This window comes from Spirosoma foliorum (assembly GCF_014117325.1).
In the GTDB taxonomy this organism is placed as follows: domain Bacteria; phylum Bacteroidota; class Bacteroidia; order Cytophagales; family Spirosomataceae; genus Spirosoma; species Spirosoma foliorum.
Map to the genome: position 1 here is coordinate 961972 of NZ_CP059732.1, position 12995 is coordinate 974966.

Annotated in this window: 9 protein-coding genes; 7 read left to right on the forward strand and 2 right to left on the reverse strand. The window is 43.7% G+C overall.

Features of this window, described 5'->3' with window-relative positions; genetic code table 11:
- The first annotated feature begins 13 nt into the window (after window positions 1-13).
- Together H3H32_RS04080 and H3H32_RS04085 are read left to right on the forward strand one after the other, a co-directional pair.
- On the forward strand, window positions 14-1468 hold the full coding sequence (locus H3H32_RS04080) for a CCA tRNA nucleotidyltransferase (protein WP_182461399.1): 1455 nt from the start codon (window positions 14-16) through the stop codon (window positions 1466-1468).
- A gap of 72 nt (window positions 1469-1540) precedes the next feature.
- On the forward strand, window positions 1541-1750 hold the full coding sequence (locus tag H3H32_RS04085; RefSeq protein WP_182461400.1) for a hypothetical protein: 210 nt from the start codon (window positions 1541-1543) through the stop codon (window positions 1748-1750).
- Between the two features lie 235 nt (window positions 1751-1985).
- Here the strand turns inward: H3H32_RS04085 and H3H32_RS04090 are convergent, their stop codons facing one another.
- Window positions 1986-2681, reverse strand: a complete 696-nt coding sequence (locus H3H32_RS04090) for a LytR/AlgR family response regulator transcription factor (protein ID WP_182461401.1) — start codon at window positions 2679-2681, stop codon at window positions 1986-1988.
- A gap of 1510 nt (window positions 2682-4191) precedes the next feature.
- On the opposite strand from H3H32_RS04090, the gene H3H32_RS04095 reads away from it, so the two are divergent.
- The 4 genes from H3H32_RS04095 (at window position 4192) to H3H32_RS04110 (ending at window position 12199) form a co-directional block, all read left to right on the forward strand.
- Window positions 4192-7425 (forward strand): SdrD B-like domain-containing protein, encoded by a 3234-nt coding sequence (locus H3H32_RS04095; RefSeq protein ID WP_182461402.1) that lies wholly within the window; start codon window positions 4192-4194, stop codon window positions 7423-7425.
- A gap of 361 nt (window positions 7426-7786) precedes the next feature.
- A complete protein-coding gene (locus tag H3H32_RS04100; RefSeq protein WP_182461403.1) occupies window positions 7787-8512 on the forward strand; it encodes a LytR/AlgR family response regulator transcription factor in 726 nt (241 codons plus the stop codon).
- Between the two features lie 499 nt (window positions 8513-9011).
- On the forward strand, window positions 9012-9776 hold the full coding sequence (locus H3H32_RS04105) for a hypothetical protein (RefSeq protein WP_182461404.1): 765 nt from the start codon (window positions 9012-9014) through the stop codon (window positions 9774-9776).
- An 869-nt stretch (window positions 9777-10645) separates the two neighbouring features.
- Window positions 10646-12199 carry a CRTAC1 family protein gene (locus tag H3H32_RS04110; RefSeq protein ID WP_182461405.1) on the forward strand — a complete coding sequence of 518 codons (1554 nt, stop codon included), beginning with the start codon at window positions 10646-10648 and terminating at the stop codon, window positions 12197-12199.
- 99 nt (window positions 12200-12298) lie between these two features.
- Here the strand turns inward: H3H32_RS04110 and H3H32_RS04115 are convergent, their stop codons facing one another.
- The gene (locus H3H32_RS04115) at window positions 12299-12442 is read right to left on the reverse strand and encodes a hypothetical protein (protein ID WP_182461406.1); all 144 of its coding nucleotides are present in this window, start codon (window positions 12440-12442) and stop codon (window positions 12299-12301) included.
- Window positions 12443-12609: 167 nt separating this feature from the next.
- Between H3H32_RS04115 and H3H32_RS04120 the strand changes: the two genes are divergently transcribed.
- Window positions 12610-12993, forward strand: coding sequence for a hypothetical protein (locus tag H3H32_RS04120; RefSeq protein ID WP_182461407.1), 384 nt, complete (start codon window positions 12610-12612; stop codon window positions 12991-12993).
- The last annotated feature ends 2 nt before the right edge of the window (window positions 12994-12995 follow it).

Sequence of the window (12995 nt, forward strand, 5' to 3'; positions counted from 1 at the left end):
TAAACCAATAATTATGAATTTCAGCGAAACCTTACATAAGAATCCGATTTTTGACACCATTGCCCAAGAGGCCGACAATCTTGGTTTACAGGCTTATGTCATTGGCGGTTTCGTGCGCGACCTGATTTTAGGCCGCCCATCGAAAGACATTGACGTCGTTTGCATCGGCAGTGGTATCGAACTCGCTGAAGCAGTAGGGAAGGCCTTACGAACCAATGTTTCCGTGTTCCCGAACTTCGGGACGGCTATGCTTCGGGCTGACCAGAGTGAAGATGCCTGGGAGGTTGAATTTGTGGGAGCCCGCAAGGAATCGTACCGTAGTGAATCGCGTAAACCGATTGTGGAAGATGGTACGTTGGAAGACGACCAGAATCGCCGGGATTTTACGATTAACGCTATGGGAATCAGCCTGTCCACGACTAATTTTGGGGATTTACTTGATCCATTTGACGGGCTAAAAGATATTAAGCGTAAACTCATTCGGACGCCCCTCGCGCCCGATATTACCTTTTCGGACGATCCGCTGCGCATGATGCGGGCTATTCGCTTTGCTTCGCAGTTGGGATTCGACATTGAGCCCGATACGTTCGAGGCCATCATTCGGATGAGCGAGCGGATCGATATCCTTTCGCGGGAGCGCGTCACTGATGAGTTAAATAAGATTATTCTATCGCCCACGCCTTCGTATGGCTTTAAGCTGTTGTATCATGCGGGTTTGCTGGAGCGGATATTCCCTGAACTGATTGCGCTCAAGGGTGTTGAAACCATTGAAGGGAAGGGACATAAGGATAATTTTTACCATACCCTTCAGGTGCTTGATAATGTGGCCAATCGGGCCAAGTCGATCCACGAAACCATTGCTCCGGAAAACGAGCTTTGGCTACGCTGGGCAGCTTTGTTGCACGATATTGCCAAACCGGCTACCAAGCGCTTTGATGCGAAAGTTGGCTGGACATTTCACGGACACGAAGACATGGGCGCTCGGTGGGTGCCAGGTATTTTTCGTACCATGAAACTGCCCCTCAACGAACACATGCGGTTTGTGCAGAAACTTGTGCGGCTACACCTGCGACCCATTGCGCTCACCAAAGAGCAAATCACCGATTCAGCCCTGCGCCGACTATTGTTCGATGCTGGAGATGATTTGGAAGGACTCATGGCACTTTGTCGGGCAGATATTACGTCGAAAAATTACGAGCGTGTACAAAAGCACCTCCGTAATTTCGACCGGGTTGAACGCAAATTGCATGATCTTGAAGAACGGGATAAACTCCGTAATTTTCAGCCTGTTATTACCGGCGAGCTGATTATGGAAACCTTTGGTTTGCCTCCGTCGAAAGAGGTAGGTGAATTAAAAACCGTGCTACGGGAAGCTATTTTAGATGGCCTTGTTCCGAACTCGCTTGAGGCTGCTTACCCATTTTTACTTGAAGAAGGCCGCAAACGCGGATTAACTAAAAAAGTATGATGTATGATATAGGCTGTATAATTGCTCTCAGATTCATACAACCTATATCATACATCATACATCAATTCCCTCATGGATAATAATAATACCAATTTCCGGCGCTTCTTTGGCGCATCGCTCACCATTCTGGGTGTAGTTGTCGTACTATTTGCGTTGATCGCTTTTCTGTCTAATGGGAAACCTGTTCTGGGCCTGAGCGTATCGAAGGCAGAATCAGCCGCTCCTTTTATTGTGGGTATGATTTTCCTGGTTACAGGCGTTAATCTGGTGCGTGAGTCGTAAAAAGCTACTTAAGTATTGGCCAACTGCGCCGGTAGCTAACGGTTTATTGCCCCATTTAAAGATAGTTGCTGTGCACAAGTAGAGTTGCTAGAACTGTATTTGTGCAACATCTTCGTCTTTTCTACTCATTCCTCTGATGACTCTTTGTTGCCAATGCTCCTGGCAATGGGGCGTTTTCGGTCGATTTGGCTCGATTATTTGCATTTGTTTAGCTACTGATATGTATTGATCAAAACTAGTGTTTATCTCGCAGGGCTTCGAATAACGCTTTCCGGTATTTACGTCCGATAGGAATAGACTGATGATTGATGGTAACTTCGTCTTCTCCAATACGTTCCAGGTAATTAATATTGATAATATAACCTTTATGAATCTGAATAAAGGAAACACTTAATTCATCTCCTATTTTACGTAAGGATCGTTTTAAGACATATTTTTGATCAATTGTATTTAGTATAGAATAATTTCCCTCTGCCTTAATCCAATAAATTGATTCTAAAGATACATCAATTCGATGTTTGTGCTTTCCGATGACACTAATTGCGCTCGTTGGAAGTAATGTATTTGCCTGAATTTTGGAAAATAGTATTTCAATCGATGCCTGTAGCGCAAACCGCTCAAATGGTTTCATTAAAAAGCCAACGTAGGGCATAGAAAGAGCTCTTTTTAAAAAATCTTCCTGCGAATAACCTGTCTGATAAATAACAGGCAACTGTTTATAGTTTTTCGTAAGTAAAGAGAGCGTAATACCATCGGGCATCACAATATCTGCAACTACCAAATCTGGCAATTGAGTGGCTAAGAGTTGTCGGGCTTCGGCTAGGGTACTGGCAAATGTTATCGTCCCAATATCGAGTTGTTCCAACATCATCTGGAGCTTAAGTTGCCAAACTAAATCATCTTCTATAATCAAAATTTTTAATTTATTCATTCCAGGATAGCTAGTCTATTTTTGTTAGACTATAAAATGCTATTTAGGTAATAATAAATTATAATTAAGTGATGAAGTAGAATTATTAACCACAAATTTATAAAAATGTAAAGGTGTAAGCCTGTAAAAATCAGTGTCTTAAGTTTATGTGCCTTTGTAATTAAATGAACTATATATCTAAATAATTTCTTAGAAACATAAAACGTAGTATTTGAGTATTTTGTGTGTATTTTTTAGTAACTAATATTGATATTATTTATAATAAAAGGTGATTTTGGAGTGCGTAAATAGGTTTGTGGAATTTGTTTTTAGTCTAATCTTAAATTTGCTGTCCAAGATAAGATCGTGTTACTTAATGTGACATGTCTTACTCCCAAAAGAATCGATCAGCTTATCCTATATAAAGGTATATTTTGTGATTTGTTCAAAAAGTAGGTCGAGCAGACTGGATATTGACTTACGTAGATTATTGGTGTATCGGTACGAACTCTCCTTCGAGAAGTCTATAAATAGCCTAAAAAGAATAGATAATTCTTTTGTGAAAAAATATTAGTAAAAAACAATTACAAATAAGGGCAGAAAATGTAAACATTTTCTGCCCTTATTTGTAATTGTTTTTTACTTTGAGTTAATTAAACTAGGCTGTATTTCTCATTTGACGAGTGGTGTCTTAATTGTACGTAGTCGGTATATTTAGTAAATGATAATCGTTGCCCAGAGCGATATGACTACCCTTAAAGCATCGGTAATTTTTGAACAAGTTTATCAATTATAAATAAAGCGCAACCCTTTTTTGGGCGTACTCGTCTTGAGTTAGAAGGGATGATTGAAGAAGTTTGGCTCATAAAACGATAAAAGGGTATTGGATTTTCAGTTGTTCATCAATACGTCCTTGTCCCAATGAAAATACCTGCCAGGTATTTTAACATAAAGCTGCGGGAAATACAATGCCAATTAACTGGCTTATTCCTTTAATCTTATGTAAAAGGTGACAAGCAACATATTAAGTACGTAAACGGCATAAAAACTTGCTTATTTAAGGGAGTTTAGACGCCTACTTGCTTAATAAAGATGGAGTCAGATGTCTATAGTGGAATTCTCTTATACCTATCACAAAAATGGTGGCCTCTTTTAGATAGACCTTTTACTGATTTTATACTAGATAAACGCTTTTCGTGTACCATATAGGTGGTTTGTCATCTGCACTGGCATAATGGCAAACGGAGGGCATTATTGTTGTCTCGTCACTTCGGTAGTAAAATAGTTGCGTTTAGCCAGTGTTCCCCGTCTACCCTTATTGTCCATTTAGTACCCAGATCCATACATAGGTTATGATATCAGCCAATCTGGGCTGGAGATTTGAATAGTCGCTTGATTTGGCTTTACGATACACATTCTCAGACAAAATCGAACCGCACTAGCGGTTTAGGGCGAAGCAAAAATAACACATGAGGAGCGTTAGCGCATTTCCTCCCCTGGAAAAAGCAGGGAATACATATGCGTTTTTATCATGAAACAAATCTATTCATTAATCATTTGGCCTGGGTTGATCGCTATTGTTCTAGTGCTGTGCAACTGCATAACCGTCAATGGGCAGGTGAAAGGCGTCGTTTTCCGGGATTTTGATTCCAATGGTATTCGGTCCGACACGTTGCCGATTGAAATGGGTGTAGCCGGAATAAGGGTTTTAGCTTTTGTGGAATTTAGTAAAACACCGATTTCCACAACAACTGCCGCTGATGGAACCTATTCGTTTAGCGAGACAAGTATACCGGCAGGAAAACGAATTCGGCTTGAATTTACCAACTTCCAGGCAGGAGAGTATAATGGGTCATACGGGGCAAACAGTGGAACCAGTATGCAGTTTGTTACGGCTCCTAACAATGAGGCCGATTTGGGAATAAACTATCCTGCCGATTATTGTCAGCGTACAGATATTCAAATCGTTACCCCCTGTTATGTCAATGGTAATACACAACTGACCACCGATGGGGATGGTAATCCGGTTCCAATCGACAAACAATCGGCCGGGTCGCCTGCTATAGTTAAATTTTCTTATGAAGCCACCGGTATTGCCAGTTCAACTAATTTTCCACCTGTTGATCTGGCAAATGCTGACGCAGTAGGGGCTGTTTGGGCACTGTCCTATCAGCGCCGTTCGAAAAAAATTCTTAGTGCTGCCGTTGTTAAACGGCATATGAGCTTTGGCCCTGCTGGCCCTGGAGGTATTTATATCACCGATGTTGTTTCAGGAAGCACTACGTCATTTATGTCCGTCAGTTCGATAGGAATCGATGTCGGAGATGATCCACATGCCAATCCGCTGGCTAATCTGTTTGGGGATAAAACACAGGCGAGTACGGATCCTGCTTCGATGACTGCCGTGGGACGGATGAGTTTTGGTGGAATGGATTTATCCGAAGATGATAAAACGCTTTATTTTATTAACCTGAAGGACCGTAAGTTGTACAGTTTGCCGATTGGTTCGCCAGCGGTTGCTCCTGTATCGGCAACCGCTGTGCGAGCCTGGAATATTCCCAATCCAGGTTGTTCCAATGCTGATTTTCGACCGTGGGCGCTCAAAATGCATCACGGAAAGCTGTATGTTGGGGTCATTTGCTCAGCAGAAACATCGCAGGATCAGAAAGACCTGAAAGCCACTATTTATCAGGTTGATCCGACGTTGACTAACCCTACTTTTGAGGAAGTTCTATCATTTCCACTCGATTTTCGTCGTGGCCCAGCCGATTTAACGGGTACTTGTATCCAGTACGATCATTGGTTGCCCTGGGCAGATACCTGGCCAACTCCCTGTGGTGAAGGAAATACCCCTTACTTTGTTATGTATCCGCAGCCCATGCTGACAGACCTGGAGTTTGACGATGATGGCGGTATGTTGATGGGCTTTTCGGATCGATTCGGGCAATTGTCTGGAATGGCAAACCACGATCCCGCTGGCAATGGACTCTATAATGGCTTTACTGCTGGAGATTTGTTGCGGGCCAGTAATACGAACGGTCAGTTTGAGCTAGAACAGAATGGTAAATCTGGCCAACTGACAGGAACGGGCGTTGGCAATCAGGAAGGACCCGGAGGGGGCGAGTTTTTTGGTAAGGACAACTGGTTTTTTATTGACCATATCGCCCATGCTGAGGTAGCCAGTGGAGCACTGTCGCTCATACCCGGCAGACGTGAAGTCATTACATCGGCCTATGACCCCATGTCTAATGTGTATTTGTCGGGTGGGCTAAAAGTTTTTAATACAAAAACAGGTAATAACAATCGGGATTATGTTCTCTACACCGTTAGTCCCGGTTCGTTCGGAAAAGCGTCGGGGTTAGGCGATAATAAAGCCCTTTGTGATCCTGCCCCTTTGTCAATAGGAAATCGCCTTTGGTTCGATGATAATCGGAATGGCATTCAGGACCCATACGAGCCTGGTGTTGATGGTGTTGTGTTGACCCTGCATGACATGGAAAAGGGAGGAGCGCAAGTTGCGACCCAAACGACACATGATGGAGGCCAGTTTTACTTTACGAATGAGACAGTTCCAGGAGGTATTTTGTACAATCACTCCTATGAGATTCGGATGGACATGGCACAGCTATCATTGCTGGATATTTCGGTGAATGGGACCCGGCCACTAGCGTCAGCAGGAGGGCGGATAGCTGCCCGAGGAGCTCGTCAGGCTGCTTCCAGTTTGTCGCGTCAATACTTTCTTTCACCAACAGATCAGTCTGATTCCCCTGATTCGGATATTCGGGATTCGGATGCTACCCTGAAGGATAACTCGGCTGTGATTGCTGTTAACACGTTAGATGCTGGTCAGAATGACTTTACAAATGACTTGTCGATTTACACTTGTCCCGAATTAACCAATGAAAAAGACAGTATTAGCCTATGCCCAGGATCGGTTATTGATTCGATTAGCAGTAAGGGAACTTACCTGAGCCAGGTTGATTCTGTACGATTTGTTTTGTTCACCAGTCCGCAGTCTGGTACTGCCATGTATACGAATGCAGGTACTGTTCTGGGTACTGTTAAACCTGACTTATCGACTGGCCATTCAGTACTACATAATCCAGGTATTCCAACTACTAACTCAACTTCAGCGAATACACTCCTATATATATATGCTCTGATTTACCCAATGCCGGAGAACCCTGCCTGCCGCCAGTCTGGTGAAACCGTTATTGTCATTACGCCATCTGTAGCCGTTTCGGCGACTCCGGCGCAACTAACCTGCACCGAAAAGAGTGTAGCGTTAACGGGGAGAGCATTCTATGCCGATGGTGCTTCCGTGCCAAATGCTGACTATAGCTGGACTGGACCCAATAGATTTGCCAGTTCGCTGCAAAATCCTACAGTGTCGTCCGCCGGGACATACACCCTTACGGGTAGAGATACGAATTGTTCGTCTAACTATATGACAACAACGGTTGTTATTGCGGCCGATACAATTCCTCCTTCGTTAACAGCATGGGGCGCAGCTCAAGCCTGTGCAAATTGTTCCGCTACGCTTTTAGCCGAGACCGAGGGAGTTTCCTTGCAATGGACTGGCCCTAACGGATTTACCAGCACCGAAGCGAGTCCCGTTGTCACGATTCCCGGAAGTTACACTGTTACGGCAACAGAGAGAAATGGATGCTCACGTTCTCAAACCGTTGAATTTCTGCCACTTGATAATCAGGAGCCTTGTAAGGATATACGGTGCTTGCCATTGACAATCAAGCGGATACGATGATGCTTTATTTCCTGCGTTAGCCAATGAGGCACACCCAGCTATTGGATGACAAAAAGCGGAGCCAACAATCAGGTGCTGTAGCCTTACTATCATGTGTCGAATCGATTTGTATATCAATCCGTTAAATTTATTGATAGTGCACGGAATAGATTGTAAAAATGCTAAAAAATGATGCAATTGTTTCCATTTGTGTACTCTAGATGTGTTTCGTCACCCTTTACAATCGTAAATAAGAAAAGAGGCCTGTTATTTGGTATAATATTTTTGAAAGGGTTTATTAATAAGGTATTCTACAGGTTCACGCCTATTGATTTACCCTTATTTTAATTGACCGATCTCCCACCCGTTAAACTATCGTAACATGAAAGCAAGAAAGTACATTATCATTGATGACGTAGAGGCTGACATTGCTGACCTAAAAGACAAATTGCTAAAATTTCCGCTGTTAGAATTTACAAAGGTTTGTACTACACTGGAAGAGGCTGTTGATGTTCTGGCCAAAGAAAGTATCGATCTGATATTTTTAGATACGAGCTTAGGGGGTGACAATGGATTGGTACTACTTAAAAGTGGGATAAATTTGCCGCCAGTAATTGTGACTAGCAGTCGACCTGAAGAGGCTCTGGAATGTTATAATATTGGCACTCCTTCTGATTTCCTTTTAAAGCCATTTAGTTATGAACGGCTATTGAGAGCGATGAGTCGAGCGTTTAGGCAGCGATTTGCGTCAAATAGCTTTGCTAACCTAGACTCCATCTTCCTAAAAACGGGCCGTAAAATCCAGCGGTTCAACTATCAGGCCATTGATTACATCGAATCGTATGGAATCTATTCTAAAATTCATATGTATGATGGGTATCAGATTGTAAATGAGCGTGTTGCTTCACTAGCCAAACTTATGCCCACTCATTTTTTTATGCGGGTGCATAAGTCATTTATTATCAATACCAGCAAAATCACCAGTTTTGATCGTTCTGCTTTGTCCATTGGCGCAACAAAAATACCAATTGGGGTCTCTTACCGGCACAAACTAGAAGGGTTATTAAATCTTTTGGAGGTAACGGATAGTAAATATATTGATGAATAAGCAGACAGTAGTTGTCGATAAAATCAATTGCCTTCTGGCTTTTACAGAATGACGCTCCACCTGTTGCTGTAAAGCTGCCAACCCTGCTTCAGGTTTTGGCCTAACTTTAGGTGTAAGCAATCCCGCAGATTTAGATTGGGTGTGACTCCAATCTAAATCTGTTGAATTGTTAGAATAAATCCACGAGGCTTTATGCCTTATTCTTACGCAGAATAGCTACTGGCTAAGTCACGTTAAGCAAACGCTTTTTTTGATTCAAGGCGACTACTCTTCCAACGTAAAGAGCAGAGAATTTCCGTGCGGTATGCCCATAGATCCCTGTCTATCAGCTCTATTGCCTTGCCTATTAAGACACGGGAAACGCCCCATTTCCTTCCTCATAGAAAAGCCAATCCTTGCTAGTCTACGAACCTATTTTATCCAGCACAAAATGATGAATCTAGTAACCCTAACCTCTCGGATGAATCGAGGGAGTGCCTCCTATATGTCCTTGCGAAGTATGATTATTCGTATGACAGGATTGAATCCCAACGAAACTGATCAAATGCTGGTGTTTTTTAGGCAAAATCTTGATGGACTGAGTTTCAGGGAGATTTATGAAGAATTATCCAGACTCAGCAAGGAGAAAGATAGAATTGTACAAAGTATTGATATACTAGTTGTTCCAACGGTGGGAATCAAGGAAACCCAATGGTACTCGATTATTCGATACTGCCTGTACTGTTGGGGACAAACAAATATCGCGAGCGTTGTTTTTGCTCCCCCTACATCGTCCGGCATGAATCTATATTTGTTGCATGATGTCCCATTTTTGCTCAGCCGATTTGATAAAGAAATGCAATGGTGTATCCACCAGATGATGGCTCTCAGGATTGCTGTTTGGCTAACTAAACCGGCCTATATTAATCTACAGACGGACAATCAACCCGTAGAGACATTAGCACAGTATTTACAGTATGTCAGAAGGGCGCTATTTGAGGCATTAGATGTTCATCAGGCCTGTTCAGAAGACCATCTCAGAAAAATTCTTTACGAGAACTATAAGCTGGACTTACAGTCTATGAATGGCTATAGCAGAACCCGGAAAGTAGTTGTCCGTCTTGATCAAAGTTCGTTTACCTGGACTGATGTTAGTGATATGATTTTAAATCAAGCCAGTATCAGCATGTGGCTGAGGTTTAATCTGTCGCTAAAAAAAGACCCAATTGTCGACCGCATCAGACAGGGAGTTGCCTATAATACAGCCGTTACAGCTTCGATCTGATAGGGCGGTCAGTAGGTTATCAATTGATCGTACTTGCCCTTTTGAAAGCTAGGCGAATCCCTAAAAATCTATAATGAGAAACCATCAATTTTTTTGCCAATGAACAGATTTCGTTCTGTTTTCGGTAGAAAAAAATAGAACGAAATCTGTAATAAATATAGGTTCAATGGCTACTTAATAACAAGTAATCTACTATAACCACCAATTTGAACCTACCCAAAAAGACGAAAAGACGTTTAGTGATCTCGCTTTTTTTTACGTCAAGAGGATTTCGCAGTTAGCTATAGTTCAACTAGCAGTTAGCAGTATAAACTTGGCAATAAGCAGCAAAAAGCGGATTTGAACGGGATAAAAGGCCACTATGCCTCAGTTTTTGCTCCTTAATAGGCAAGTTAGATCGGGTTAACTCCAGGGTCTGGCAGGATGAGCAAAACGTCTATTCAGCATATGGCAAATCAACTCTACTTACTATTGATTCAAGGGCTACCTGGCCTATTGATAACGAGCGACTATTCGTTTGCCCGTTTGCCGACAACACGGTTCTGTACAGCCTCTCAATCTGGATGGACCCGGTCTGGATGGACCCGGTCTGGATGGACGATAACGTTCGTTAAAGAGCGGCCAATTCTTCTCAGGCCAACGGATGACTTGGCACCCCGCTTTTTTTCAAACTCCAGGCGACTACCAGGCGCTAAGTCAGGGCGATCACCTGGTTATATGGATTTGCCAACGTCGTCCAGGCGCTTAATTCCCTTATACCCGTTTTCACTCGTTACGTTTAATGAGACAGTTAATGGCTGACGTATAATATACATCGTTAGTTGTGTTTTTGCTTCACCTGACTTCTTTTTTGCTTTGACAAGAGCAGTATGAGACATCCATTTTTTACATTGTTGTTTGCTTTGCTGACAGTTGGTATTGGTCAACGTGCCTATGGGCAAATAAGCTTCACCAATGCCAACGATAAGCTATCGAACCGCCCGTTCGTCGGCTTTCTGTCGAAGGCGGTGGTGGATGTCAATGGCGATGGACTGGATGATATAATTCGGGTTAATTCCAAAACCAACGAACTATCCATTCTCTATCCATCTCCGCAGGGAGATTTCAGTAGCACGTTGATCAGTAAATTGAAAGTACAGGCTATTTCGACTACCGTTGGTGATGTCAACAAGGATGGCCGAAACGATATCCTGACTGGCGGTTTCTACGATGGCATTACGGTTCTCTACAATCAGGGGAATAGTTTTTCGTCTGATACCCTCAAAAGCCCCACCGTTTGGATGCAGGCTGCCAATCTGGTTGACATTAATAATGACGGTTGGCTGGATTACTTCGCCTGCCACGATAAAGGATTGAACCAGATATGGAAGAACGATCGTACCGGAAAATTCAGTCCCGTAACAAACTGGATCGATATGCGCTCGGTACCCACGTCCGATAATTCGGGCAACTATGGCTCGGTTTGGTCGGATATTGACAACGATGGCGATCTGGACCTGTACCTGGCCAAATGCTCGATGCTGGCGATGGGGCCAGCAAATGCGGGTGATCCCCGTCGAATTAATCAGTTGTTCATTAATCATACCTACGATCGAATTAGTAACCTAACTATCAATAATAGTGCCAAATTTAGTCTGGACCCGACAGGCTGGTTTACCGAGGAAGCCGCTGCCCATAACGTAAAAATCAGCGGGCAGTCATGGACGGCGGATTTTGCCGACATCGATAACGATGGCGATCAGGATTTGTTGGTGACCAACCACGAATTGCCAACCATGCTCCTGGAGAATGATGGTACTGGGCATTTCACTGACATTACTACCCAAAGTGGCATTACTGGCGTGGTAGACCCGTTACAGGGCATCATGCGCGATTTTGATAATGACGGCTATGTTGATGTGGTGTTGTCGGGCGATATGGTGGGTCAGGTATGGCGTAATAATGGCGATAAGACCTTTACACTCCAGACCAATGCGTTGGGAACCATCAAGACAACCTCCTTCGCAGTAGGCGATCTGAATCACGATGGTTTTCTGGATGTATACACCAGCCATTACCCAAGGGCCGATGCCGAAGATGATCTTTGGTTGAACCAACCCAACGGCAACCACTATGTAGGTATCACCCTACAGGGGATTCAATCGAATACCAATGGAGTAGGGGCCAAGATCGTTGTGTACCGCTCCGATGGCGTCCGGCTGGTTCGGGAAGTGCGGGCTGGCGAAAGCTATGGCATCACCAACAGTTATACGCAACTGATCGGTTTAGGGCCATCGGCGAGCATCAACCGGATTGAGGTGCAATGGCCCTCAGGCCAGCGGAGTCTGCTACAGCAACCAGTGGCTGATCAATATATGGTGATTACCGAGCCAATCTGTTCGCTCAGCCGCTGCATCCCCTTGCAGGTCACCTTAGTCCGATAAAGAGATATTCTCATTGCTGAGAACGTAAACAAGAACCAAGTACGATCATGGATTTTTTTAGCTACATACAGCATATCTGGGCAACTGCCCTTTCTGTTTTTAGGCCGTCGATCCACCAAATGGATGCTTTGCCTTCCAGACGAACCGATAGCCTTCCCAGGAATCGCCAACGGAAAACGATAGAGCGATCAGCGTTACAAAAGTATATAGGAACAGCTCAGGTGCATATCCGTGGTCACTCATTTCCTAATGTGTTTTGTCATTCCCTGGTGTGTTTTGTCATTCCGACGCTAGGAGGAATCTCAACATTCCTATTGGTCAAGCTTGAGATTCCTCCTAGCGTCGGAATGACAAAACACATCAGTTTTTAGACGCTTCAAACAGACTCCCACTGTACTAATCATACGCATATGAATTTATTATTTACGAAACAAAGAGGCTCCCTCTTTGCATTGACTGGCTTTTTGCTTTGGCTAAGTGTAAGCAGTGGTCTACTGCCCGTTCAGCAAAGCTGCCAATTCAATGCAGCGGGTAGTTGTTCGACCCAGCCAGAAATGGCCAATTGGGTCAGGACACTATCAGATCATATACACCTACAAAGGCAATCAGTTCAGCAGGAACTCATCGTCTCTCATTCCGACAACTATCGGAAACGCGATGGATTACCGGCAGAGGCCATCTTACCGCAGAGGTTGGCTCCAGGTCAGGGTGCCATGTCCTTTCATCAACTCTACGAAACTCACTGTTATCAGCGCACGGGTGCTGATGATCCATCTCCACTAACTGAGCTATAACC